This window comes from Neobacillus sp. D3-1R, assembly GCF_052180215.1.
Classification (GTDB): Bacteria; Bacillota; Bacilli; order Bacillales; family Cytobacillaceae; genus Pseudoneobacillus.
The window spans coordinates 1,771,914-1,797,011 of record NZ_CP197471.1 but is presented as its reverse complement, the minus strand read 5'-3'; the positions used below and the strand labels follow the sequence as shown (position 1 = coordinate 1,797,011).

Below are 25,098 nucleotides of genomic sequence, written 5' to 3'. Positions count from 1 at the left end.
CCTGTGGACATTTACAAATCGTGTCTCATCAGTTCCACCTTCTTCTCAATAAACGCTTACGAGGGTAGCTGTCGGATTCGGACCATGAGTAGCCCTACCTTTATAAAAGGATTCACCCCAAGTGATAAACTTTACCACACAAAATGGTTGCCCCGTTCTTTAATAGATTCAGCGATTTAGAAATTTGAAACAAAAATCATCATACTCCTGGCTGTTGCATTTGTAAAGTGTTTTTTTAAAACTACTTATGGTTATGGCAGCTCATAGCCCACACCTTTACATGCAGAGCATTTACTACCATTATCAAATGGAAAACGGACATTTGAATTTGATACCATCATAAAACCTATACCATTGCATTTTTGACACGTTTTTAAAACTTCCTTTTTAAGAAAACTTTTCTCTAAAGCTGTTACCTCTAAATGAAGAAAGGTATCAATCAAGCCCATTCCTGTCACCTCAAAAAAATATGATTATTTGTTTAGTATGAAGTAAAGATATCTATAATAAACCTGGTGATGAACCTTTTCAGACTCAAAAATCATAAAAAGCACTCAAATTAGTGAGTGCTTTTTACATTTATTATTAATTTACGTTATATTCACTTAGTCTTCCTTAATAAGAGCATAAATCTCGTGATCTTCCCAAACACCATTTATATTTAAGTATTTTTGGGAATAACCTTCCCTTTTAAAACCATTTTTTTCAAGAATGCGTTTGGAAGGAATGTTTTTTGGCATTACCGCAGCTTGTATTCTGTGTAAATTTAACTCCTCAAATGCCTTTTCTACTATTAACCCTACCACTTCCGTCACATACCCCTTTCCATTTTGATCTTGGCTCAAATAATAGCCTAAGTTAGCATTTTGAAAAGGACCTCGAACAATCCCTGATAATGTAATTCTACCAATAAGCTTATTTGTATTATATAAAAAAATCCCAAACGTATAGCCTCGGTCATTTTCAATATCAGATGTAGCTTTCCTTATTTCTCTTAATTGTTCCTCGTATGTAAAATGAGAATCTAACCTTATTGGTTCAAATGTTTGAAAAAAGTTTCGATTTTCCAATCGAATTTTCAGTAACTCCTCTGCGTCACTATCTACTAAATATCGAATATATATTTTGACTTGTTCCATGGTAACCTTCCTATTAAAACATATTTGCCTTTAATAGATTAACACCATTACGATAATATTCCAAATTTTCTTTACAAGGTTTTTTTTACACTGTACGATAAAATGGGGATGGAAAAACATTCCTATTTTACAAAAGGAGGATGATGCAGATGGATACAATCAAAAATCAAATCACTTATACAAAAAGGAACAAAGAAACTTAGTAAAACTTAAAGGAGAATCAATATATGAATAAAGTCATCGAAACCATTCAAATTGTCCAGTACCATGAAGGATTAGCAAAAGGAATTGCAAAAATGTGGAACTTGAGTCGTGACGGCTGGGGCGGAGATACACGAGTCATGACCGAAGAGCAAGTAAAGAAAAAAGAAGCTAATTCAGACAATATCGTTCTTTATCTGGCTGTGAATGGCGAAGAAGTTGTCGGCTATTGTGGTTTATCAGAATACAAGGAGGATACTGGTTCGTTATATATCCCCCTTCTAAATGTACGCCCGGATTATCATGGTCAAAAAATCGGTAAGAAACTCGTTTTAAAGGCAATTGAAAAAACGATTGAGCTTGGTTGGCCGCGACTAGATTTATATACTTGGCCAGGGAATACGAAGGCGGTACCTTTATATAAAAAATGTGGGTTTTTCTGGGAAGATCGAGATAATACGACCCATCTCATGAATTTTATCCCACAGATCATGAATACACCACTTTTAGCTCCGGTTTTTAAAGAACTTGATTGGTACGGTTCTAGTGTTAGAAAGATTGAAGTAAAGCCTGATGGTATCAAACAAAATGGATTTACCTTTTATGAATATGAATGGAAAAAAGATCATACATTTGCACGGGTTCAAATGGAGAGAACTGGACGGGGTATAAGTTTAATAGAAACAGATGAGTACTTACTGCAAATTCAATTAAACGACCATGAGTTAATTGAAAATACAAAACAAACATTTCAAATAAAACTACTAAATAAAACGAATACACCTATTACCTTTAAAGCTTCCGGTTCCGGTCATGATAGGATTGAATATTGTATTGAAGCTGAAGCGGAAGTGATCGATGAGGCAGTATTAACAAGCGAAATGTTGGTGAAATCTGGTGATGAACCGAATCCTTGGAGAACTCATCCAGTTGTTTCGGTTAAGGTCTCTCTAGATGGACGGGAATGTGAATTAAAGCTAGGCGTATTCCCAGAACAGCCTGCTAAAATCAAAGCATCCTATATCGGAAATGTTTGTCCGTTAAATAAAATGACCACGATTGAATTAGAAGTTAAAAACAATTTTAGGGATGATGCAGAATATTTGATTTTGTTACCTGAGAATGATCAGATAATATTTGAAGAAAACGAATTAGCTGTGATGGTGGCTGGAAAAGGACAAAAAACCCTTTCTATTCCTATAACTGTTAAGAAACACGGATTCTTTAACCCGCAGCTTCATGTAAAAGCAAGAAGAATGGATGGAACAAAACTAGCGTTTGAACAGAAAATAAGTATAGCTTTTAAAGGAATCGGCGAAAGATTTGGCGGCGAATCACTAGATTATTGGCATATTTATAATGGTCTTAGTCAAGTGAATGTCCGAAAAAGAGATTTAATCATGACTATTGGCAAAAACACAGCAACAAAGCAACCCTTTGCCATTTTGCCAGCTAGACTAGGAAAACCATATGCCAATGAGTTTACAAAAAAGAATCCAGAATCAGTAACCTGGGAAGTGGAAGCCTCTTCTATTCTCTTAACTATCCATTTAGCTTCGGATGAGATGGAAGGAATTCAGGTAATCAAAAAAGTGCAATTATTTGCAGATGGTATCGTAAATTACTGGATAGAGGTAAAAAATCAAGGATCAGCCGCTTATGAAACGGTTGCCCTATGTTTGCCAATTTATCATGAGCTTCGCCAAACTTATTTTCCATTAAACGATAAAATTGTCTATTTTTCAGAGAATCGTCCTCTTGAATTTGGGGATATACAGCCAAGTAGTATTTCAGGGAATTGGTATTTCTCTGAAAATGTTCATCCTATCGGAGTTTCATGGTCCCCTAGCTGTAATGCGGCACCTGAAGGATGGCAATTTGTTATTGAAGACGAATTAGGCTCCCTCCAACCTGGAGAATGTAAAGAAACAAATAAATTATTCGTTTCTTTTGGAACTTTTACTAATTGGGAAGAATTTGTTACAGTTGCAACTAATAATGATGTGATAAAAAAATTAGACAGCTGTAATGAGCTTTCGGTTGAATTAAATGATATAGTTGTAAATTCAGATTCTAATTTATCTCTCTCATTAAACACGTACAGAAACAGTTATTTAGACGGAAATTTAACCGTTTCTGTTAATGAAAATGAAATGTATAAAACTCATATTGATGCAGATGAAGAGAAAACCTCTCATTCGTTTGAATTGCCATTAAAAACCATAGAACCACTTGGAGTGTTAAAAGGAACATTTAAGGCAAGAGGCATGACTACCAATATAGAGGAAATAGTGATTTCCCCTACTAACACAAGCATTAAGCATCATATTGCTGAAAGTGATTCTTTTCAAACCGTTTCTGTTAGCAATGGCTGTATTACATTAAAGGCGGCACCTGACTTTTATCCTGGATTGTATTCGATGGATGTAAATGGTTCAGAATGGATGGATCATTCTTTTCCTCATACAACTGCAAAGAGCTGGTGGAATCCTTGGGTTGGCGGAATGAAAACCATCCCATCTGACTTAACTACTTTTTCCCTTTTAAAAGAAAAAACCACCTCTCAATTCATTGAAAAAGTGGACCAGCAAGGGAATAAATGGAGCGGATTAAGTTTAGTAACTGAAATTAATGAGCATGCCGGGTGGAAAGGTGTTCACTTTGTCCAATATTATCTAATGCTTCCTGGGGTACCAGTTCTTACGTCCTTTATTGAAGTCCTTCAAACAGGTGGTAAAAACCTACATTTTGAAAACTGGGTAACAGACTTATTTGTTGGTGGAGAAGATTTAACCAATCTTTTTATAGCTATCAATCGTAACGAACAAACTAAACAATACCATGCAGGAGTCCAAGAGGTTCCTATTCATATCGATTTAGATAGTTATCTTTCCTCCACGTCTAAGGGAGATCATTTTTATTTTGTTCCTAGCCTTTATTCTGAAGGTGCGGAGGTTTATACAAATAAAGAAGCGGTCCAAGTTCTTTCCACTCAGCCTAGTATTCCTGGAGAGAACAGCAATCGAACAGCTCCTTTCTTTTTAGTATTTGATAAGCGAATTTTAACGACAAATCTTTTACAAAAACTTAGAAAGATTCAATTTTAATAAGGAGAAGTTATGAAAATCATCGATGCTCATATTCATTTTTCAAACATTCAATCATTTCATGAAACAGCTAAAAATTTATCTTTTGTCTATTATTCTTCAGAAGGTATTCAAAAAGAATTTAACGAGGCTAATGTTGTTCTAGGAATTGCCATGGGTGTAACTGAAACGGATAAAATGGGCTTTCCAGACTATGAAGCTCAGACACCGATGGGAATTGACTTAGAATCAGTTATACCTGATTCTATTGTCTATTGTGCAGGTGTAAATCCTTATGACTTAGACGAACAAGCATTAAAACGCTTAGAGGTTGAACTGCAAAAACCAAATGTTGTGGGAATAAAAATTTATCTAGGATACTATCCTTTCTATGCTTACGATGAAGTATACGAACCGGTCTACAAACTAGCAGCAGCAAATAACCTGCCAGTTGTTTTTCATACAGGGGATACTTATTCAGAACGTGGATTATTAAAATATTCTCATCCGCTTGCCATTGATGAGGTAGCTGTTAAACATCGGAATGTTAATTTTATGATGGCCCATTTTGGTGACCCTTGGACATTAACTGGCGCAGAAATTATTTACAAAAACCCAAATGTTTATGCGGATCTTTCGGGGTTAATCGTTGGGACTGAAAAAGATTTATTGAGACGCAGTGAAGGCCGTTTCCTTGACCATTTGCGTCATGCCCTTGTCTTTGCCGATTCCTACGATAAGCTTCTTTTCGGTACCGATTGGCCACTAATTCCAATTGGACCGTACATTCAATTTATCAAAAACTTAATTCCAGAGGAATTTCATCAACAAGTTTTTTATGATACCGCTTTAAAGGTATTTCCAAAAATAAAGCCCTATTTGAAATAAAAAAAGAGGACTATCCATTCAAGAAACATGGATAGTCCTTTTTTTTACTTATCGGTTGGCAGTCTGATTCAAGAAATCTTGAACTTCTACAATTTGTTCATCCGTTTCAATCACTTTTATCATGACCTTATCTCCCTCTTTCGCCACAATAGAAAAAGGAAACTTTGTCATAGCCACTTTAAATAATTGATTTTGACCTTTTAAAGTAAAATATACATATACATCTTTATCTATGGTAACTACTTCTTTAGCATCCATTATACCGGTCAGTTCTTTTAAACCAAGGTTTTCACCTGGAACCACATTACCTGAAGCTTTTTTAGTAACGACGGCTGTTTTATAGGCGGCGAACGCTTCTTTTTTTGTAGCTGCTGTACCAATTATCGTTGCATCTTTAGCATTAACAAGAGCATAGGCTCGTAAAAGTCCGTCGCTGTCAACAACCGGTATAAACCATGTCATTTCTCCATAAATGTTATACAGCATCGGTTGGGTACCTTTCCACTTATTTACAGTATAAGTTTTATTTACAGCTCTAATGGCGGAATCCCCAGTAATTAATCCCTTAGCATTTTCCCCAGTATAAAAGGTAAAATCTCCTGTCCGAGCATTAATTAAAGAGTATCCCACCATACTAGATCCGCCATTTAATGTAGTAAAATCAGTAAACCAACTCATTTCACCTTTACTGTTATAAACAGGAGCAACCTCACTCTCCATTCCCCAATCAGTTGGTACAATTACTCCCTTTTTCCCCCACCACGAATTTAACCAACCGTTTCCATACTTGCCATACCAATCATTATAGACCGATGCAATATCATCTGCAGGTATTAGTTGGTCTACAAAGGTTGGGATATCGTTAGTTTTATAATCTTTCAATTTTCCGGTTACAGGATCAAAAAGAATAATTCCTTGTACTTTTGGTATATGACGATACTTTTGATAGCTTCCGTACGTCACTGCATAATAGGGCTTACCTTGGTCATCAGGTTCAAAGCTTGCTTCCATTAAAATTAACTTGGGATACTGTTTACGAATGATACGTTCTAGATTGTTAGAAAAATAAGCACTTGGCACATATTTCATATCCGTTTGTACCAATTTAGCTGGTGCTGTTTCATCTAATGCATTTACTAAAATATATCCTGGAGCAACTTTATCCGCCTTTTTCCATGTAGAGTAATCTTCAAATTCAATGGGAGTCACCCAAAATAATTCCTGGCCAATTTTTTGAATCGAAAAAACTCCTAAGTTATAAAAGCTTGAGTTGTCGAGTTCCCCCATTAGCTTTTCAGCTTTATATTCAGCATACACAAGTGGAACGGATGGGATATTTTTTTCATCGGTTTCAGCCAGTATGGTTTCCACTTTCTTCCCATCTACAACATTGTACTTATCATTTGCGAGATTAATAGGATAGATTAACACCATATATAAACTAATAAGAAAAATAATGAATCCAGCCAGACCTTGATAAATGATCGCATTTGATTTGGTCAGATAGGAAGTAACAAAACTATCTGCTATCCATGCTAACCCTAAAAACCAAGCAAAATAAGAAAAGACAGCACTTATTGATAAATCTACTAATCCAACATAGGTAATTAGAAACACATAACCAATACCGATTAGAACTTTCAAAATCTGCCATCCAATAAATAACGGATCTCTATTCCATGTTGTTGGAAAACTTACTAATAAAATGGGTAATAGATAATAAAGAATGATCATCTTTTCTTCACCTTATTTTAATGAAATATTAATACTCTGCTATACTAGCATAGTCTATAATACTTTTATATGGTTATATTACCCACTCCTTCCATTTCCAATTTTTTATCATTCTATCTTTAAATATCTAGATATTTGGATAAAATTAGAAATATATAGGAAAATAATACAATTAAAACAGGTGATGAAATGGATCAAAAAATAATGGATAAGTTATTAAAAATTCTTTCTTACACAATTAAGATTGGTGGCGTATTACTAATTTTGATTGGAATAAGTGCTTTTGTATGGACACTTTATATCCATTTTTATCATATCCAGCCTATTAAATTTTGGGAGGGAATATATAAAAATATAGGTACCTTAGCAGAAATTGTCGGTATCGGGGCAGGTTTAATTTGGGTTCTCCGAAAAATATGGATGACTGTAAAAAAGCAAAATTTATCCTTTGTTGAACCGTTTAAACAGCTTTATCTATTCTTTCGAGAGTATCATATCTATTTAGGAATTATTTTAATCATAACCGCTTTTGCCCACGGATTATATTTCTTTTTAAATCCCGAGGAAGATGTTTGGAATAACTATACCGGTATAGCCGCTTTTTTATCTTTAATACCACTGTCTTTACTTGGGTGGTATCACTATGAAAATAAGACCACAAAGAAAAACAAAAAGTCCAAAAGAAATCATACAACATTTGCCATTATTTTTACGGTTTTATTTCTTATCCATTGGTCTTTATAATAGATGAAAAATGAAACGACAGTCAGTATATGACTGTCGTTTTGGTTTAGTATGAATAATTTCCTATCACTTTTCTTAGATGCCTTGATTGTCTCTCAATTCAATTATGGTTCCTTCAGGAGCAACAATTTTACAAAGGTAACCGTTCTCCACTTGATAGATTTCTTTATCAGCTTTTAATAGAAAATGTACCCCTAACTCCTTTAAGTGCTGAACTTCTTTTTCTAAATCCTCAACCCATAAACAAAAATGAACCATTCCCTTAGAAAGAAGGTTTACATCAGCTAAATATTCCTCTTTTTTACCTGTTTGTAGTTCTATATAAAAAGATCCTAGTCTTAACCAAGAATTATAATCTCTGTTATGAAAATTGGGAATTTCTTGAACCAAACTAAATCCTAATGCTTGTTGATAAAAGTTTACGGATTTCTCATATTGATCCGTTTGTATACATAGATGATGAACGTATTTTGTAGTCATTTTATTCCCTCACTTAAGCTTTATCACCTGACAAAATCAAAGAAAATGCCATTACTGATTTTGACCGACTGTTTTAATAATTTCTTTGTTTCACAACTTATCCAATAGGTTTGAAGCTTATCTCCAAAGTAAAACCGAATACACCAAGCATCAACTTCCTCCATCCCATTTGATACTTTATCTATTTGCAATACTTGAAGGTTTGCTGATACTGTCTGATGTTCCATATGATTGAAGGTTTGTAGTTCTATGGAATAACCTATTTCTAAAGGTAAAATTCTAAGCAGTAATTCTATAGAGAATAAATCAAACACACCTTCCACTTTATCATGTAACGTTGAATTAACAATAATCTCATTAGATTGATAGATGATTTTCACATTGAAGGGACCGTCATCCGAACAGGAAATGGGTTCAAAAGTGGACCGTTTCAATACCAAATTAATCCTTCGAGGCGGCTTGTTTGGATCCAAGAAATGGAGTTCCTGTTTTCGGAATAACAGATCTTTCTCTTCATCTATCCATACCTCTTCAAAGGTTGATCCTATTTCCGTTATATCTCCATTATCAATCCAAACCACCTTCTTCCTATCAGAGCACGGACGAAATGATGACCAATTGATTGATGGATCCCCTGTTTTAAGCATGAACAATCTCCCCTATTTATTACTTAAGGTATATAACACAAACTTAAATATCTTTCTTGGAACGAAGAACAAACATATCCCTTCCGAAGTCGAGCATTTATTTTTAAACTCAAGCATATCCCTTCAAAAGTCGAGCATATTTTTTAAAACTCAAGCATATCTCTTCAAAAGTCGAGCATATTTTTTAAAACTCAAGCATATCCCTTCAAAAGTCGAGCATATTTTTTAAAACTCAAGCATATCTCTTCAAAAGTCGAGCATATTTTTTAAAACTCAAGCATATCTCTTCAGAAGTCGATTCTTTTATTTCAAAACTCAAGCTTATTTCTATATATCGTATAAATTTTTCACCTATTTTTAATACTTTTTGATTCAAAACACAAAAAAACATAACAAAAATCATATAAAAAGGACGACTTTTATACTAACTTTGCCATATAATACTGGTCAGCGTATTCCCCGTTTAATTTAATAGAATCCCTTTTTACACCCTCAATTTCGAAGCCCATTTTTTTATATAAAGCGACTCCTGCTTCATTTTTCGTTACTACGGTTAGTTCAAGTCTATGAATATGATGTTCTTGTGCCCATTGATCCAACTGCGTGAACAGCTTTGTTCCTACTCCCTTACCTCTGTATTCTTCTAGAATACCAACCACTAAATAGACTTGGTGGCTTGTTCTTCTGATATTATTCCCTATTACAAATAGAAAGCCTATTAAATTTTCATGATCTTCAGCTACAAGTATCGTTGAATTACTGCCCTCTTTTTTCATACTCTCAATGGTTTTCATTTGTTGTTCAGCTGTAATCGTTCTTTCTCCCGGTTCAAAGAGCATATATTCTGCTTCTTTCTCTACTTGTTTCATTAATAAAACCATTTTTTCAGCATCATCTATGCTAATTTCTCTTATTTTCATTTGTTCTCACCTTCTATATAATTTTCCAAAATAAGTTAATCTACTAATTCTTCAAAAAAGATACAATTCCTTTTTTCATAGTAAAAACACTCCTTAGACGGTTCCAAGGAGTGTAATGTTTCAAATTTTATACTACTTCTTTTAGGTGAGTACTAACAAATTTGTTTTTCTGGATATAAATTAGTCTTATAGATAAGCATATACCTGCAGCAAGTAGACCTAATGTTAAACCAATCCAATATCCTCTTGCCCCTAAGCTAGTATAATGAGCTAAAAAATACCCTACTGGTAAACAAATCAGCCAATAAGCGATAAGTGTCATGATAAAGGCAATATTTACGTCTTTATATCCACGTAAAGCGGCCAGCGCAGTTGCTTGAATGGCATCCGAAATTTGGAAAAATAAAGCATAGATTAAAAATTGTGCGGTTAAATTGATAACGGCTGCTTCATTCGAGTAAAATCCTGCTACTTCATGACGGAATAAAACAACTAATAATCCCGTAATTACCGCAATAATAACAGACAAATAAATACCTAACCAGCTGTACTCTTTTGCATCTTTATAGCGTTTTGCTCCCACTTCAAATCCGACAAGTACGGTTTGAGTCATCGAAATTCCCATCGGAATCATATAAAGGAAGGCAACAATATTTAATGCTGACTGATAAGCTGCAATAGTTGTGACATTAAACTTACTAATCAAAATGGTCACTACTGCAAACATACTCGTTTCAAAAAAGATGGACAGTCCCATTGGCACGCCAATTTTTAATATCTCCATACACTTTTCTAAGGACCACTTTTTAAAATAGGCAAGAGACACATAGGATGAAAAAGGTTCTTTTGTTTTAATAATAAATGCCGTGGCCCCTGCCATTACCCAATAAGTAATAGCTGTCGCATAACCTGCACCTGCTCCCCCTAACTCAGGAAAACCAAAATTCCCAAAAATCAGAAGATAGTTACTTATTAAATTAACAGGCAATGATAACAGAAGAATCACCATGACCACACGTGTCTTTCCTAATGCATAGATAAATGACCTTAGAACATTAAATAGGAATAACGGAATAATCCCTAACCCGACACCAATTAAATAATGGTGTGCGGTGTTCTCTACAACCGTTGGTAAATTCATTCGATCAAGAATAGGATTTATCGCAAAATATCCAACAACCATCACCAATAAAGCAATCATCAAAGCCAGATAGATGCCATGGGTCAATACGGAAGATACTTCATCTGATTTCTTTTCGCCAAACCGTTGTGCAGCAATAGGAGAGACAGCCAAAAGAATACCGCTTAAGCCGGTAAAAACCGGATTCCAAATGGCAGCTCCAATCGCAACTCCCGCTAGACTGGAGGGATCATATTTTCCGGACATAATGGTGCTAAAGAATACCATCGAAAACATTCCGAGTTGGGTAATTAATATCGGAATGAGCATGATTAATAATTGCTTTGTCTTTTCTTTCATTGTAAATGTTTGTTTCATTGATGTTTCTCCTTGAGTTTGGAATAGCAAGATTAATTATATTCGATATTGTCAAAAAAATCCCTAATTTTATTTCGAGTATAAAATTAAATAAGACCCCTTCTATTCGAATAGGTCTATTATTCAACATAGGGCTACCGTATTTTCCTGTACTCCGTACCATAGGTTGTCCAACGAGCTATTAATTGTTCACCTAGTATTGTTAATTTCCCCTCATCACCGAAATGTAAGATAACTGGTAAATCTTCAACATAATACTCATTTCCTGATCTAGAATAAATTTTTTTAGAAGAACCATCCGGATCAATCATAAAATCTCCTCTAACCTCCATATGGAGACCTAATTCTTTATTCACATATATTCCATTGAAATTACGTAATGGCTTAGGAACCTTATGTTCTTTCATACATAAGAATTCTCGGATTCTAGTATTATACATTATCCAATCTTCATTCGTTATATCGATAGCGATCTTATTAAAGGGAACCATATTAAAAAGCTGATTGGCTGTATGGTGATAATCTCTTAAAAATTCACGGTATCCTTCTGCCCCTTTTGGTTTATCTTGATAATATGGTTGTTGGCAATCTCTTGCCCATATCCCCTCTAAAAATTGAATCCCTCTTCTATTTTCCAAAAAGGCAATCGAATTTTCTACATTTTCTCTAGTTAAATAGATAAAACTAGGATCGAGATCTGTAACGATTGATACTAGCTTGTTGATAAATTCTTTAAGTTTATCAATAGGTGTATTTTTTTCAAGAAAGGTGTATATCTGAAATTGAAATATACTGCTATCTAAAATAAACGTTACTCCTGGTTCCTGCTTCACGTAATTGATAAAAAACTCCCATTTTTCCAATGCAACTTCCATATATTTTTCAAGCGGAAAATTCCAGACATTGAAAGTTTCCAGTTCCTCAAAAATGGTTGAATCCAATCCATCCATAAATTTCCATTTCAGTTCCAAAAGATCAATACTTACTGTATTTCCTCTTTTAATTTTTACTTTATCGAGTATTTTCTCAGCATCTGGGTACTTTAGTAGAAAACGATGATATTCCTCAATTCGTAAACAAGCTTCTTCAAAAAATAAAGTTGGATGGGGGCGTGCTACTTCATGGATCCATCTTACTCTTCTCCCCATTGCTTCCAATTGTGACATAATCATTCTTGAATTGGTTGACTTTCCTGTTCCAGGAAGCCCCTCTAAAAATAGTAATCTCATCTTTTGTTCCTCGTCGATTTTAATGGTTTGCCGCTATTTTACCATAGATTTCCTATAAAACAGGGGATTTATTATAAAAAAGAGAATAGTCTTAGTAGTTCAAAACCATATTATAAATTAGGCTTCATTTCATAAACTAAGATGAGGTGAAAAAAATGGATTATCGTATAGAAAAAGACACCATGGGTGAAATAAAAGTGCCTGCAAATCGATATTGGGGGGCTCAAACCCAGCGAAGTAAAAAAAATTTCAAAATTGGAACGGAGCAGATGCCGAAGGAAATTATCTATGCATTTGCTATTTTAAAAAGAAGTGCTGCTATAGTAAATGAGAAGCTAGGTAAACTAAATGAACATAAATTAAAAGCCATTCTATTGGCATGTGATGAAATCCTAGCAGGAAAACTTGATGACCATTTTCCGCTTGTGGTTTGGCAAACCGGGAGCGGTACACAAAGTAATATGAATGTAAATGAGGTTATTGCCTATCGCGGTAATAGTTGGTTAAAAGAAAATGGAATGGATGAGAAAATCCATCCCAATGATGATGTAAATATGGGCCAAAGCTCCAATGATACCTTTCCAACAGCCATGCATATTGCTGGTGTTAAAGCTGTTATGGAATCGCTAATACAAGCAATCGATCAACTGCACGCCACTTTACAATCGAAATCACAAGAATTTTCCCAAATTGTAAAGATAGGCAGAACTCATTTGCAGGATGCAACACCACTAACATTAGGACAAGAAATTAGTGGGTGGGTACATATGTTAGCGCGTTCAAAAGAAATGATTCAAGAATCCATCCTAAAAATGCAGGCATTAGCTATAGGCGGCACCGCGGTTGGAACAGGCTTGAACGCCCATCCTAAATTCGGGGAAATGGTAGCTGATGAAATATCTCGTTTTACAAAACTATCCTTCTCTTCATCCGAAAATAAATTTCATGCATTAACTAGTCATGATGAGACTGTTTATACTCATGGTGCATTGAAGGCATTAGCAGCTGATTTAATGAAAATCGCTAATGATGTAAGGTGGTTAGCTAGTGGTCCACGTTGCGGTATAGGTGAAATTACTATTCCAGAGAATGAACCCGGAAGCTCGATTATGCCTGGGAAAGTTAACCCTACTCAAAGTGAAGCATTAACGATGATTGCCGTGCAAGTAATGGGTAATGATACATCCATTGGATTTGCTGCCAGTCAGGGGAACTTTGAATTGAATGTATTTAAACCAGTTATTATCTATAATTTTTTACAATCCGTCCGCCTATTAGCTGATGGTATTCAATCCTTTAATGAGCATTGCGCTATAGGGATTGAGGCAAATGTCCCTATCATTACAAAATATGTAAATGAATCTCTTATGCTTGTTACAGCCCTTAATCCACATATTGGATATGAAAAAGCAGCATCCATAGCTAAATATGCACATAAACACGGCTTGTCCTTAAAAGAATCGGCCATTCAGTTGGGCATATTAACCGAACAAGAATTTAATACATTCGTCAAACCTGAGGAAATGATAAAGCCAAAAGAATAGATCTATTTACGAAAAAAAGGATACATAGTGATTTTTTAAACTATGTATCCTCTTTATTTACATTCACCCTTGTTTCACCATTTCCTTTTTACTTCTGAAAAAATTTGCCCAGTAACCTAAGGCATTTTCATTTGATATGGATGCCATTTTACAAATGGTTAAGGCAAAGTCCACATAATCCTCACCCTTTGCCGTTACAATATTACCGTCAACTACGACACCTTCATTTACAAATTTTTCTCTAGTAAAAGCATCAAACAATTCTAGATCGGTTGTAACGGAAGTAGTAAATTCTTTATCTTGTAATATACCCGCATCAGCTAATAATAATGGACCATAACAGATGGCACCAATTAACTTATTTTGCGTATTTAATTGCTGCAATAGATGTTGTAATTTTTCATTTCCTAAGATTGATGGTGCGTTTCCACCTGGAACAACCATCACATCAACATCGTTCACATCCACTTGGTCAATTTTAACATGTGGTTTCATGATAAAACCTTCAGCACTTTGTACTTCATCTTGTCCTAATGAAACGGTAACGATTTCATCTGAACGTCCCTTTAACCAACCTACTAAATCAGCTTCGAAGTGTGCATACTCATCGTAAATTAATATATAAATTTTCATTTTTAGTTCCCCTATCGATTATTTATTTTCTACCATAGTGTAAATAATTTTCGGGTACCAAAAAAGACCCAATTTGGTATAATTTAACTAGTCCAATTTTTATTAAAGAGATGGTGAGTATGGATCTTTTTTACACATTAGATTTGAATAACAAAAACTATAGTTATAAATATCAAGCAATCTATCAATTTCTTAAAGAAATCATCTTAGAAGGTAGAGTTGAGGTGGGCACTCGATTACCTTCTAGTCGGGAAATGGCTGCTAAATACGGGGTGAATCGTAATACCATCAAACAAGTTTACGAAATGCTTTATGCAGACGGATATGTGTCCACATTAGAAGGTAGTGGAACGTTTGTTGCTTATTCTCCACAAAAGCTTCGATTAATGGAAAGGTCTAATAAAAGTATTCAATTATCGGATTGGGCCATGAGAATCCCAACAAAAGAGCAGTCCAAGACCCAAAAAGGAAAAATCAATTTTAACGGTGCAGGTTTTGCACCAAATTTACGTCATTTTCCTATAGATGATTGGAAAAAGACTCTTTACCAAGCAACAAGGGAATTAAACTTTTTAGCTGATGTCGATGATTATGATCTCCAGGGTCTTATCCCACTTAGAGAAGCTATTGCAGCTTTCCTTCATCGAACACGTGGTATGAATGTAAATCCCCAAAATATTGTTATTATTAATGGTGTTATGCAGGGAATCGGGATATTGTCTCATCTATTAATAAATAAAGGTGATCAAGTAGTCGTAGAAGAACCCTCCTTTCAATCTATTCAAGCGAATTTTACAACAGCAGGTGCCACATTAATTCATGCTCCAGTTGAACCCAATGGATTTGAGGTTTCTAATTGGGATAGCCGGTTAATTTATGTAACCCCAAGTCATCAATTTCCTACCGGAAGAGTAATGAGATTGGAGGAACGACTAAAGCTGCTTCAGTGGGCAAAAGAACATAATGCGATTATTATTGAGGATGATTATGATAGTGAATTTCAAAGAAAAGGTAGACCGATTGAGCCATTAAAGGTATTAGATTTTGAAGACCGCGTTGTATACTTAGGAACTTTTGCAAAAAATATCCTGCCAGCACTTAGAATTGGCTATGCCATCCTTCCACAGGATCTGATTCCTACTTTTTTAAAAGCGCGTAATTTGTATGGTGAATACACCACTTCTATTATTGAACAAATGGCAGCTGCTATTTTTATCAAAACCGGGAAACTAGAACAGCACCTTAGAAGAATGAAACGAAATTATTCCCAAAAATATCAAGTGTTTCAAGACTCTTTATCGCAATACAATCTGGATACATTTGAGTGGGTTGATACGAATGCAGGTTTACATTTATTCGGAAGTTGGAAATACTCTAAAGAGGAATATCTACTTTTTGAACAAGCATGTGCAAAAAATGGGGTATCTTGGCAATCGTCCGATTATTACTTTACGAATCCTCCGCTTAAACCAACAGTCATATTTGGCTTCTCCCATTTAAGTGAGGAAGACATTCAATTTGGGATTAAAACGATGAGTGAAGTTTTTAAAAACTTAAACATTGGAAAGAACTAATATAGATAAATATTTTCATTCATTGTGAAATATGGTATGGTTAATTTTCTATGATGTTGACTATTCCAATTAGTATATATACATAGGTTACTTTTAAAAATAGGAAGTGATTATTTTGATAAAAATTGAAATACCTACGCCAGATGTTGTATTAACGAGAAAGAAGCAATTAGGAGAAAAAGTAGAATCTGTATTAAGCAGCGTTTATGGCTTTACTGATTATCACCGTATCTCTAGAGACAAAGGTGGAATCATCATGTTTTTTAATGCTGATGATGAATTATTATATGTAGGGAAAGCTAGAAAACTAAGACCTAGGGTAAAACGCCATTTTGAGGATACGGTATCTCCCATTAAAAACTACAGAGATGAAGTATACAAGATTGCTGTTATCCATGTAGAAAGTCCAATGGAACGAGAAATCTATGAAACCTATATCATCAATACACTAGAAGCGAAATACAATACAGATAAAGTATTCTATAAGTAGATATCAAATAAAAAAACAGACTTACATAAAAAAGTCTGTTTTTTTATTTAGTCTATATCTTTTTTATTTTTACCCTTCACAAATCGATAGAGTAAATAAGCAATATAAAGAGGTGTTGCTATGTAAATTAAATATGGAAACCGTCCATGTGTCTCTCGATAAATAACAAACAATAGACATCCTAAAAATATCGTAACAATAGTTCCGTATTTAGGTAGTGGAATTTCTTTAAAACTAGGAATTCGAATACGGCTCACCATTAAAAAGCAAAGCCCTGTAAAAACTACAGTAGTAATAATATTGGGAATACTGCCACCAAATAAAGTTAGTATAGCTAAAATACCACCAGCTGCCGTTATTGGAACGCCTATAAAATAATTTAATGATGTTTTATCAGAGCTTATGTTAAACCTCGCTAAGCGGTATGCCCCAAATAAAGGAAATAGAGCTGCTACCATTAACCCCAATAACCCAAATTGAAAAAAGTATGTATAATACACTAAAAATGACGGTGCTACCCCGAACGTAACAATATCAGCAAGTGAATCCAACTCTTTCCCTAGTGGACTATTCACTTTTAACATTCTAGCAACCCTGCCATCCATACTATCTAACATCATCCCAATTAATATCAGGATGGCTGCATTCCGATACTGACCACTGGCAGCGAATCCTACTGATAAAAAGCCGCAATATAAATTCCCAAGTGTTAACATATTCGGGATCGATTTTATTAAACGCACTAGTTTCCATCACTCTCCTAACTTTTTCAATACCAATTGAATGTTTGTCTTCACATGACCATTATACCATCTAGTTAATTTGATATGGAATACATATGTCTAGTCTTTTCATACATATAAAATCTATTCGTTTGTTAATACTTACTTATATACAAGTAAAATAGGAGTGGAATCTATGAGTAAGGATAAAATAACTATAATTCATTTCTTCTTATTATTGATAATCATGATCTTTTTTATCTGGTCTTTTATTAAGCCTATTAATTATGAAATATGGTCCATGGAAGTATTACCTGCAGTAGCCGTTATCATTCTCGCCATTAAGATATATCCCACATTTCGTCTTACTACATTATCCTATATCATTATCACTATTCTTACTATTTTGATGTCTATCGGTGGGCATTATTCGTATGCTAAAGTACCTTTATTTGATTGGATCAAGGACCATTTTGATCTTCAAAGAAATCACTATGACCGATTGGGCCATTTCCTAAAAGGATTAATGGCCATTGTCATTAGAGAAATATTATTACGATTAACCCCACTTTCAATCGGAAAGTGGTTAATTCTTATAACCTTTTGTATTACCCTATCCATCGGTGCTTTATATGAAATTATTGAATGGGCAGGAACAAAATTATTTGGAGGAGGAATGCCCTCAAAAGAATTTCTAGGAATGCAAGGAGATATTTGGGATGCACAGTGGGATATGTTTCTTTTAGCATTTGGTACCATTCTTGCTTTGTTGTTTTTATCAAAAATCCATACGAAACAAATGGGAAAACTAATCAAAATAAAGATAGAAAAAAAATGACGAAACCCTCCGTCATTTTTCTCCTATCTATTAAAATTTAAATAAATAAGTTCACATTTCCAACTTCTGCGTCAGCCAAGTAAGCTGCTACTCCAGCATACTCAATATTATCTAATAGTTCCTGTTGCTGAAGTCCTAATAAGTCCATTGTCATCGTACATGCTACTAATTTAACATCTTGCTCTTGTGCCATCTCAATTAATTGTGGAAGCGTCATGGCATTATGTTTTTTCATTACATCCTTAATCATTTTAGGACCAAATCCTGCAAAATTCATTTTTGATAATCCCATTTTTTCTGCACCGCGAGGCATCATTTTCCCAAACATTTTTTCCATAAAGCCTTTTTTTACTTCGATATTTTCATCTTTTCGTAAGGCGTTTAACCCCCAAAAAGTATGGAAAATAGTTACTTCATGGTCATATGCTGCTGCCCCATTTGCAATAATATAAGCAGCCATCGCTTTATCATAATCACCGCTAAATAATACTATTGTTGTCCTTTTTTTCGTTTCCATATCATTCATTCCCCCTGGTATATTTTTTACCCTCATAGGTATTTTTTCAGAAATAAAAAAAGAGGGATTTACCCCTATAGGTATGATGTTAACTTAAAACAAAGAACGTTGTCAACCATTTTTTATGCCTTAAAATGATTAACAACATCCATTTCCTTAGATAACATTATAAACCTGGAATTAAATTGATTTTTTTGCAATCGCAATTCATCAATGTATATCCTATTATTTGATAACCTTGTTTTCGTAAGAAACGGATACTCATATTTTTTTCTAGAGGATCCGCCGCAATGACATGAAGCTTTGTATTTGGAATTTCCTTTACATATCTTTTTAGGTATGCTATTGGTATATGAATAGACTTATGATTTGAATCTTTATAAGACTGATTATAATCTCGTACATCTATTATGATAACATCATCGTTTAGGGTGGCTGGTACATTCATACATTGAACACCACATACCGGAATGTATCTTCTATATAATAATATCAACAAAGCAGTCACGATCATGATGTTGAAAATAAGCATTTAATTCGCCTCTTTATAATTTAAAATTTAACCTACAGAGGATATATTAATACCTATACAGGTATGATGTCAACTGATAAATGTTTATTTTATTGGTAAGCCTCTTAATCATTTTAAAGGATGTCCGAGTATTCGTATCAAGAATGAAGGTGGAAACTATGTGTGGTAGATTTACTTTAACAGCAACAATAGAGCAACTATTAGATCGATTTGACATTGAGCATTTTTTGAATGAAGAAGATTATTCTCCAAATTATAATATAGCTCCTTCTCAGTCTGTATTAGCTGTCATCAATAACGGGACTGAAAACAAAATGGGGTTTTTAAGATGGGGCCTTATTCCTCCGTGGGCTAAGGATAGCTCTATTGGTTATAAAATGATTAATGCACGTTCAGAAACCTTAATGGAAAAACCAAGTTTTAAACCTGCTTATCAGAAAAAGCGTTGTCTTATTATTGCCGATAGCTTTTATGAATGGAAACGCATTGACCCTAAAACAAAAACACCTATGCGTATCAAGCTTAAATCAGATGAATTATTTGGTATGGCAGGCTTGTGGGAAAAATGGATATCACCTGAGGGACAATCGATTTTCTCTTGCACAGTGATTACAACCACCCCGAACGAACTTGTTAAAGATATTCACGATCGTATGCCAGTCATCATACAACGAGAGAATGAAAAAACTTGGTTAGACCCTTCTATTACAGATACAGCTGTACTAAACCAGTTATTAAAACCACTTGATAAGGAACTAATGGAAGCATATGAAGTAAGTTCCTTAGTTAATTCTCCTAAGCATAATACAATAGAATTAATTGAAAGAATTTGTTGAATACTTTACGAATTTTATTACCCTTTTATAAAAAAATATTCCCCATTCCAATTTAATGGAATGGGGATTTTTTTAACTTACTCTAAACTTATCAATTTCTTTTTGTAAACTAAACGCCAACTCTCTTAATGAATGAATAGAAGCCGTGATTTCTTCCATTGAAGCATTTTGTTCCTCTGCAGAAGCGGCAACATTTTGTGTATTCCCTAACGCTTGAATCGAAATCGTTGATATTTCATTGATTACTTGTACCATTCCTTCTGTACCTGAGTATACTTTTTCAACAACAGATGATACTTCCTCTGTTTGTGCAGAAATACCACCTACCATGTCAACGATTTCTTTAAAGGCTTTTTGCGTTTGATTCACATTTTGAATTCCTGATTGTACCGAAATATTTCCTTGCTTCATCGAGTTCACTACTTCACTCATTTCCTCTTGTATCTGCTGGATAATTTGACGAATGGATTCAGTTGCATGGCTAGATTGTTCAGCTAGTTTCCTTACTTCATCTGCTACAACAGCAAATCCTTTCCCATGTTCCCCTGCCCTTGCTGCCTCAATTGCAGCATTAAGTGCAAGTAAGTTGGTTTGAGCTGATAGTTGAGAGATCACTTCGGCAATTTTCCCTATTTCATTGGATCTTTCTCCTAAATGATTAACAATAGTAGAGGTATGTTCAACATGCTGATGAATTTGATTAATTTGACTAACAGTCTCTTGGGCAATACTATTTCCGGACATCGCCTTTTGGTTGGCAGATAGACTTAACTCAACAACTTGTTGAATGGATTTCGAAACTAGCTCCATTCCTTTGGATATATCTAAAACAACATGATTGGCCTGCGAAGAATACTGAGCCTGTCTTTCAGACCCAATCGCCACTTCTTGAATAGAGGAAGAAATTTGTTCAGTAGCATAGCTATTCTGCTCTGAACTGGCAAGTAGTTGTTCAGTTGAAGCTGCTACAAGCTCAGTATTTCCCCGAATTTGCCTGATCAAATTCGCAAGACTTGTGCCCATTATATTAAACGATTCCGCTAAAACCCCTATCTCATCCTTATTTTTTACTGAAATTGGGTCCATTGTAAGGTCCCCACTTGCAGCCTGATGTAGATTCTTTGTTACCCATCCCAAAGGTCTTGAAATAATCCTTGCTATAACAAATGCTATACCAAATCCAATTACAACTGTTAAAACAAGTAAAACAAAATTTATCAAACTTCCAACTTTGAAGCTACTTTCTGATTGCAAGCTGGCTTTTACTGTACCTTCCTTATTGATTTTCAACAGGTTATCTATATTTGATTGCATATTTGCAAACGCAAGCTCAGATTGTTCAATCGTCTCAAAAATGGCTAAACCATTCCCATTATTAGCTCCATAAATAATATCAACATCTTTCCCTTGGTTTAATAAGTCATTATGGACTGACTCATAGTCATTCCATTTTTGTTTTAATTCCTTAAACTCTTTTTTCTCCTTACTACTCATTTGGCTATTTTCATATTCTCCAAATGTTTGACTAATCACTTCTTCTGTTTTTTTCATATCTTCTTCCAGTGAAGCAAGTTTTTTAGGACTTAATTGTAAAATATAGGAGTACTCCAACGTTTTCATATGGTCTATTAAAAAATTCAAATGATTAATAACTTCGATTTTTGGAATCCAATTTTGGTTGATTTCTTTTGACTTCTCATTCATTTTTGTCATACTCCAATTTGATACACCACCTAAAATAGCGGTAAAGATAATGACAATGAGAAAGCCACCATATAATTTTTTCCGAACAGAAAAACGGCTTTTTTTCATGTTAAAAAAGTCCCCTTCATATAGAAATAATATAATCCTCTCTATTATATCGGCATTTTCTGACTTTTTTTAATATTTCACATAATAAATTTCACCAATAAACCAATATTCTTCCAAAAAAAAACCTTTGATAGAAGCTCTAGCCACATAAGTAGCTCTAACTTCTTACAAAGGTAATTTATTACTTGTACATACTTGATCAACCCGTATTTCTTAATCCTGCAGCAATTCCACTGATGGTTAATAAGACTTGAGTTAATAATTCATCATTTGGTTCATCTGATTTACGCAACTCTTTAATTAGTTCGACTTGTATAAAATTTAACGGATCTACGTATGGATTTCTACGATGAACGGAGTCTTTAATATTAGGTGTTTGATCTAATAATTCTTCATCCTTCGTTATTTTTAGAAGGACCTTTTTCGTTTTATTGTATTCCTCCACTATATTGTTAAAGATTCTCTCCCCGACTTGTTGATCATCTACAAGGGCTGCATATTCTTTTGCAGTTGTAATATCAGCTTTCATTAATGCCATTTGTAAATTATCAATCGTTGAACGGAAAAATGGCCACTGCTCATACATTTCTTGTAGAATTTTTATATTTTCTTTACCTTTTGAAGCATAACTATCTAGTCCAGTACCTGCTGCATACCAAGCAGGAAACAACTGCCTGCTTTGTGTCCAGGCAAATACCCAAGGTATCGCTCTTAAGTTTTCAAATTTCGCACTATTTTTACGACTCATAGGACGTGATCCAATATTAAGTTCACCAAGTTCTTTCAATGGGGTTGCTTGGTTAAAATAAGTTATAAAGTCATGATCTTGGAAGACAAGAGATTGATATTTTGTTAAAGAAACAGCTGATATTTCTTCTATCGCATCTACCCAACGTGCTTCACGAATACGACCTTGTTCCGACTCTTTTAAAACATGAGCAGATGCTTTTAATAACGTTGAAGTAGCTTGTTCTAAACTTCGATAAGCAATATCTTCGAGTAGATAGCGTGAAGATAATACTTCACCTTGTTCTGTAATTTTCACACCATCCCCTAATGTTTCAGCCGGTTGAGATAGTAAACTTCTTTGAAGGGTACCGCCTCCACGACCTAAAGAACCCCCTCTTCCATGGAAAAATTTGAGGCTAATTTTATAATTTTTCGCCATGGCGTGGATTTCCATTTGTGCCTTATATAACTTCCAATTAGCCGTTAAGGTTCCTCCATCTTTACTTCCATCTGAATAACCTAACATAATTTCCTGCTGGTCATTTAACTTTTCCAGATGCTTCCGATAAACAGGCATTTGAAAAAGAGTTTCCATAATTTTTGGGCCAGCAGTTAAATCATCAATGGTTTCTAATAATGGCGCAACATTTAAATCCGTTTCAACTGTTCCATCCGTATGAAGGCGGTAAATACCGGCCTCTTTAGCAAGCACTAACACTTCAAGCAAATCACTTGCAGATTGAGTCATACTTACTAAATAAACATAAATAGACCGTTTCCCAAACTCTTGATGTGCTTTTTTAATCAGTTGAAATACCTTTATCATCTCTTGTGTTTCCCTTGAGTAATCCTCATGTAAAAGTAACAGTGGTCTAGGGTCTTTTAAAATATTTTGTAACAGATCTAATTTTTCGTCTTCAGATAGGGTTGGGTAGTTATCAGTGATTCCAACCTTTCGCAAAATTTCTGCAATGGCAGCTTCATGCTCACCACTATGATTACGAATGTCCAAGGTCGCCAAATGAAAACCAAATAGTTGAACTTGACGAATAAATTTTTGGAGCATTTTCAATTCATGATTGGTTGGATGGTGATGATAGATGCTTCTCTGGACCATTAATAGATCTTGAAGAAATTCATCGGCTGAAGAATAACCTATTTCTGAATTACCTACTTGCTTTAATCTTTCTATCATAATGGCAAATTTACGGCGATACACCTCTATTTCATTTGGCCATCGTTGATCTATAGATAAATATTTTTCTTCATCTTCCTTTAAGGATAAGAAAAGTTCTTGGCTAACGTTTGCTCTTGTTGACGAGTGACTAAAACGTTTCATTAATTCAACTAATACGACTTTGTATTTTTTTAATACTAGTCTTCTTTGACGATTTAGCGTTTCCCATGTGATCTCTGGTGTAACATTTGGATTTCCATCACGGTCCCCACCAATCCATGAACCAAAACGCAGGAAATGAGGTACCTTCCAATCCTGTCCAGGGTAATGTACTTTAAGTGAATCTTCCACCTCTTGATGAATTTCTGGTAGAACATCAAAAAGAGTTTGATCAAAATAATAGAGACCATTTTTCACTTCATCCATAACAGTTGGTTTTGTATGTCTCAATTCATCTGTTTGCCAAAGAACGGTCACTTCATTAAACAAGCTCTCCTCCATTTTTTGGCGTTCTTTTTTTGAAATTAGTGGATTGTCTAAGCTTTTAAGAATATCCGCAATTCTCTTTTGAATTTCAAGAATGGATCTCTTTGTTGCCTCCGTAGGATGCGCAGTAATAATCAGTTCAAGAGATATTGTATTTAAGACATTTTGTAATATCTCTGAACTTATTTTATTTTCCTGGAGGGAAAATATCGCACTCTCTATAGACCCTGGCTGTACATTCACATCTGATTTTAATTGATATTCACGTCTACGACGGATTCGATGATTTTGTTCCGCAGCATTGATTAAGTGGAAGTATACAGAAAACGCTCGTATGATTTGTTTTCTGAGATTGGGGTCAAGATTTGTGATTTCTTGTTTTAGTGCTAAATAATTTACATCATCATTTTGATTTCGAAGAGCTTTACACATCTCTCTAATTTTTTCTACTTTATTAAATAGTTCTAATCCCCCATGATAAACTAGGATTTCACCAAGTATATTTCCTAGCATTTTAACATCCCGTCGTAACGGAAGGCTGCTGTCGTTTACTTTCATTTCTGTCGTCATATCGTATCACCTTCCCTGATAAGATTTTAGAATATTTAAATAATATAACATATCTTTAACTATTTAGTGTAG

General features: G+C 34.5%; 22 protein-coding genes and 1 riboswitch. Of the genes, 8 read left to right on the top strand and 14 right to left on the bottom strand.

Features of this window, described 5'->3' with window-relative positions:
* Positions 1-37: 37 nt before the first annotated feature.
* Positions 38-184, bottom strand: a riboswitch (cyclic di-AMP (ydaO/yuaA leader).
* 67 nt (positions 185-251) lie between these two features.
* Both ACSBPO_RS09095 and ACSBPO_RS09090 read right to left on the bottom strand, forming a co-directional pair.
* Positions 252-449, bottom strand: coding sequence for a hypothetical protein (locus ACSBPO_RS09095; RefSeq protein ID WP_442599741.1), 198 nt, complete (start codon positions 447-449; stop codon positions 252-254).
* 156 nt (positions 450-605) lie between these two features.
* Positions 606-1,139 carry a GNAT family N-acetyltransferase gene (locus ACSBPO_RS09090; protein WP_442599740.1) on the bottom strand — a complete coding sequence of 178 codons (534 nt, stop codon included), beginning with the start codon at positions 1,137-1,139 and terminating at the stop codon, positions 606-608.
* Positions 1,140-1,366: 227 nt separating this feature from the next.
* On the opposite strand from ACSBPO_RS09090, the gene ACSBPO_RS09085 reads away from it, so the two are divergent.
* A complete protein-coding gene (locus tag ACSBPO_RS09085) occupies positions 1,367-4,447 on the top strand; it encodes a GNAT family N-acetyltransferase (protein WP_442599739.1) in 3,081 nt (1,026 codons plus the stop codon).
* Positions 4,448-4,459: 12 nt separating this feature from the next.
* The gene (locus ACSBPO_RS09080) at positions 4,460-5,314 is read left to right on the top strand and encodes an amidohydrolase family protein (RefSeq protein ID WP_442599738.1); all 855 of its coding nucleotides are present in this window, start codon (positions 4,460-4,462) and stop codon (positions 5,312-5,314) included.
* Positions 5,315-5,362: 48 nt separating this feature from the next.
* Here ACSBPO_RS09080 and ACSBPO_RS09075 read toward each other — a convergent pair whose 3' ends face one another.
* Positions 5,363-7,048: a hypothetical protein gene (locus ACSBPO_RS09075; RefSeq protein ID WP_442599737.1), complete on the bottom strand. Its 1,686-nt coding sequence runs from the start codon at positions 7,046-7,048 to the stop codon at positions 5,363-5,365.
* A 189-nt stretch (positions 7,049-7,237) separates the two neighbouring features.
* On the opposite strand from ACSBPO_RS09075, the gene ACSBPO_RS09070 reads away from it, so the two are divergent.
* On the top strand, positions 7,238-7,792 hold the full coding sequence (locus ACSBPO_RS09070) for a hypothetical protein (RefSeq protein WP_442599736.1): 555 nt from the start codon (positions 7,238-7,240) through the stop codon (positions 7,790-7,792).
* 75 nt (positions 7,793-7,867) lie between these two features.
* On the opposite strand, the gene ACSBPO_RS09065 is transcribed toward ACSBPO_RS09070, so the two are convergent.
* The 5 genes from ACSBPO_RS09065 to ACSBPO_RS09045 form a co-directional block, all read right to left on the bottom strand.
* Positions 7,868-8,272: a VOC family protein gene (locus ACSBPO_RS09065; RefSeq protein ID WP_442599735.1), complete on the bottom strand. Its 405-nt coding sequence runs from the start codon at positions 8,270-8,272 to the stop codon at positions 7,868-7,870.
* Positions 8,273-8,295: 23 nt separating this feature from the next.
* On the bottom strand, positions 8,296-8,919 hold the full coding sequence (locus tag ACSBPO_RS09060) for a hypothetical protein (RefSeq protein ID WP_442599734.1): 624 nt from the start codon (positions 8,917-8,919) through the stop codon (positions 8,296-8,298).
* Positions 8,920-9,338: 419 nt separating this feature from the next.
* Positions 9,339-9,839, bottom strand: a complete 501-nt coding sequence (locus ACSBPO_RS09055) for a GNAT family N-acetyltransferase (RefSeq protein ID WP_442599733.1) — start codon at positions 9,837-9,839, stop codon at positions 9,339-9,341.
* A 127-nt stretch (positions 9,840-9,966) separates the two neighbouring features.
* Entirely contained in the window at positions 9,967-11,337 is a 1,371-nt protein-coding gene (locus tag ACSBPO_RS09050) for an MATE family efflux transporter (protein ID WP_442599732.1), read from the bottom strand.
* A 134-nt stretch (positions 11,338-11,471) separates the two neighbouring features.
* Positions 11,472-12,566 (bottom strand): hypothetical protein, encoded by a 1,095-nt coding sequence (locus tag ACSBPO_RS09045; RefSeq protein ID WP_442599731.1) that lies wholly within the window; start codon positions 12,564-12,566, stop codon positions 11,472-11,474.
* Positions 12,567-12,721: 155 nt separating this feature from the next.
* Between ACSBPO_RS09045 and fumC the strand changes: the two genes are divergently transcribed.
* Positions 12,722-14,110, top strand: a complete 1,389-nt coding sequence (fumC, locus tag ACSBPO_RS09040; protein ID WP_442599730.1) for a class II fumarate hydratase — start codon at positions 12,722-12,724, stop codon at positions 14,108-14,110.
* Between the two features lie 63 nt (positions 14,111-14,173).
* Here the strand turns inward: fumC and ACSBPO_RS09035 are convergent, their stop codons facing one another.
* Positions 14,174-14,743, bottom strand: a complete 570-nt coding sequence (locus ACSBPO_RS09035) for a DJ-1/PfpI family protein (protein WP_442599729.1) — start codon at positions 14,741-14,743, stop codon at positions 14,174-14,176.
* 119 nt (positions 14,744-14,862) lie between these two features.
* On the opposite strand from ACSBPO_RS09035, the gene pdxR reads away from it, so the two are divergent.
* Together pdxR and ACSBPO_RS09025 are read left to right on the top strand one after the other, a co-directional pair.
* Positions 14,863-16,317 (top strand): MocR-like pyridoxine biosynthesis transcription factor PdxR, encoded by a 1,455-nt coding sequence (pdxR, locus tag ACSBPO_RS09030; protein ID WP_442599728.1) that lies wholly within the window; start codon positions 14,863-14,865, stop codon positions 16,315-16,317.
* A gap of 115 nt (positions 16,318-16,432) precedes the next feature.
* On the top strand, positions 16,433-16,807 hold the full coding sequence (locus tag ACSBPO_RS09025; protein ID WP_442599727.1) for a nucleotide excision repair endonuclease: 375 nt from the start codon (positions 16,433-16,435) through the stop codon (positions 16,805-16,807).
* A gap of 47 nt (positions 16,808-16,854) precedes the next feature.
* Here the strand turns inward: ACSBPO_RS09025 and pssA are convergent, their stop codons facing one another.
* Positions 16,855-17,550, bottom strand: coding sequence for a CDP-diacylglycerol--serine O-phosphatidyltransferase (pssA, locus tag ACSBPO_RS09020; RefSeq protein ID WP_442599726.1), 696 nt, complete (start codon positions 17,548-17,550; stop codon positions 16,855-16,857).
* Positions 17,551-17,725: 175 nt separating this feature from the next.
* On the opposite strand from pssA, the gene ACSBPO_RS09015 reads away from it, so the two are divergent.
* Positions 17,726-18,367, top strand: coding sequence for a DUF2238 domain-containing protein (locus ACSBPO_RS09015; RefSeq protein ID WP_442599725.1), 642 nt, complete (start codon positions 17,726-17,728; stop codon positions 18,365-18,367).
* 37 nt (positions 18,368-18,404) lie between these two features.
* Here ACSBPO_RS09015 and ACSBPO_RS09010 read toward each other — a convergent pair whose 3' ends face one another.
* On the bottom strand, positions 18,405-18,884 hold the full coding sequence (locus ACSBPO_RS09010) for a DsrE/DsrF/DrsH-like family protein (RefSeq protein WP_442599724.1): 480 nt from the start codon (positions 18,882-18,884) through the stop codon (positions 18,405-18,407).
* 166 nt (positions 18,885-19,050) lie between these two features.
* On the bottom strand, positions 19,051-19,416 hold the full coding sequence (locus ACSBPO_RS09005; RefSeq protein WP_442599723.1) for a hypothetical protein: 366 nt from the start codon (positions 19,414-19,416) through the stop codon (positions 19,051-19,053).
* A gap of 158 nt (positions 19,417-19,574) precedes the next feature.
* On the opposite strand from ACSBPO_RS09005, the gene ACSBPO_RS09000 reads away from it, so the two are divergent.
* Positions 19,575-20,252: an SOS response-associated peptidase gene (locus ACSBPO_RS09000; RefSeq protein WP_442599722.1), complete on the top strand. Its 678-nt coding sequence runs from the start codon at positions 19,575-19,577 to the stop codon at positions 20,250-20,252.
* 72 nt (positions 20,253-20,324) lie between these two features.
* Here ACSBPO_RS09000 and ACSBPO_RS08995 read toward each other — a convergent pair whose 3' ends face one another.
* Positions 20,325-22,064, bottom strand: coding sequence for a methyl-accepting chemotaxis protein (locus ACSBPO_RS08995; protein ID WP_442599721.1), 1,740 nt, complete (start codon positions 22,062-22,064; stop codon positions 20,325-20,327).
* A gap of 199 nt (positions 22,065-22,263) precedes the next feature.
* Positions 22,264-25,026 carry a phosphoenolpyruvate carboxylase gene (gene ppc / locus ACSBPO_RS08990; RefSeq protein WP_442599720.1) on the bottom strand — a complete coding sequence of 921 codons (2,763 nt, stop codon included), beginning with the start codon at positions 25,024-25,026 and terminating at the stop codon, positions 22,264-22,266.
* Between the last annotated feature and the right edge of the window lie 72 nt (positions 25,027-25,098).

What these genes read in the sequence shown, in the direction of transcription:
- ACSBPO_RS09095 (WP_442599741.1), bottom strand. Translation starts at nt 449, where the DNA reads ATGGGCTTGATTGATACCTTTCTTCATTTAGAGGTAACAGCTTTAGAG.
- ACSBPO_RS09090 (WP_442599740.1), bottom strand. Translation starts at nt 1,139, where the DNA reads ATGGAACAAGTCAAAATATATATTCGATATTTAGTAGATAGTGACGCA.
- ACSBPO_RS09085 (WP_442599739.1), top strand. Translation starts at nt 1,367, where the DNA reads ATGAATAAAGTCATCGAAACCATTCAAATTGTCCAGTACCATGAAGGA.
- ACSBPO_RS09080 (WP_442599738.1), top strand. Translation starts at nt 4,460, where the DNA reads ATGAAAATCATCGATGCTCATATTCATTTTTCAAACATTCAATCATTT.
- ACSBPO_RS09075 (WP_442599737.1), bottom strand. Translation starts at nt 7,048, where the DNA reads ATGATCATTCTTTATTATCTATTACCCATTTTATTAGTAAGTTTTCCA.
- ACSBPO_RS09070 (WP_442599736.1), top strand. Translation starts at nt 7,238, where the DNA reads ATGGATCAAAAAATAATGGATAAGTTATTAAAAATTCTTTCTTACACA.
- ACSBPO_RS09065 (WP_442599735.1), bottom strand. Translation starts at nt 8,272, where the DNA reads ATGACTACAAAATACGTTCATCATCTATGTATACAAACGGATCAATAT.
- ACSBPO_RS09060 (WP_442599734.1), bottom strand. Translation starts at nt 8,919, where the DNA reads ATGCTTAAAACAGGGGATCCATCAATCAATTGGTCATCATTTCGTCCG.
- ACSBPO_RS09055 (WP_442599733.1), bottom strand. Translation starts at nt 9,839, where the DNA reads ATGAAAATAAGAGAAATTAGCATAGATGATGCTGAAAAAATGGTTTTA.
- ACSBPO_RS09050 (WP_442599732.1), bottom strand. Translation starts at nt 11,337, where the DNA reads ATGAAACAAACATTTACAATGAAAGAAAAGACAAAGCAATTATTAATC.
- ACSBPO_RS09045 (WP_442599731.1), bottom strand. Translation starts at nt 12,566, where the DNA reads ATGAGATTACTATTTTTAGAGGGGCTTCCTGGAACAGGAAAGTCAACC.
- fumC (WP_442599730.1), top strand. Translation starts at nt 12,722, where the DNA reads ATGGATTATCGTATAGAAAAAGACACCATGGGTGAAATAAAAGTGCCT.
- ACSBPO_RS09035 (WP_442599729.1), bottom strand. Translation starts at nt 14,743, where the DNA reads ATGAAAATTTATATATTAATTTACGATGAGTATGCACACTTCGAAGCT.
- pdxR (WP_442599728.1), top strand. Translation starts at nt 14,863, where the DNA reads ATGGATCTTTTTTACACATTAGATTTGAATAACAAAAACTATAGTTAT.
- ACSBPO_RS09015 (WP_442599725.1), top strand. Translation starts at nt 17,726, where the DNA reads ATGAGTAAGGATAAAATAACTATAATTCATTTCTTCTTATTATTGATA.
- ACSBPO_RS09010 (WP_442599724.1), bottom strand. Translation starts at nt 18,884, where the DNA reads ATGGAAACGAAAAAAAGGACAACAATAGTATTATTTAGCGGTGATTAT.
- ACSBPO_RS09005 (WP_442599723.1), bottom strand. Translation starts at nt 19,416, where the DNA reads ATGCTTATTTTCAACATCATGATCGTGACTGCTTTGTTGATATTATTA.
- ACSBPO_RS09000 (WP_442599722.1), top strand. Translation starts at nt 19,575, where the DNA reads ATGTGTGGTAGATTTACTTTAACAGCAACAATAGAGCAACTATTAGAT.
- ACSBPO_RS08995 (WP_442599721.1), bottom strand. Translation starts at nt 22,064, where the DNA reads ATGAAAAAAAGCCGTTTTTCTGTTCGGAAAAAATTATATGGTGGCTTT.
- ppc (WP_442599720.1), bottom strand. Translation starts at nt 25,026, where the DNA reads ATGACGACAGAAATGAAAGTAAACGACAGCAGCCTTCCGTTACGACGG.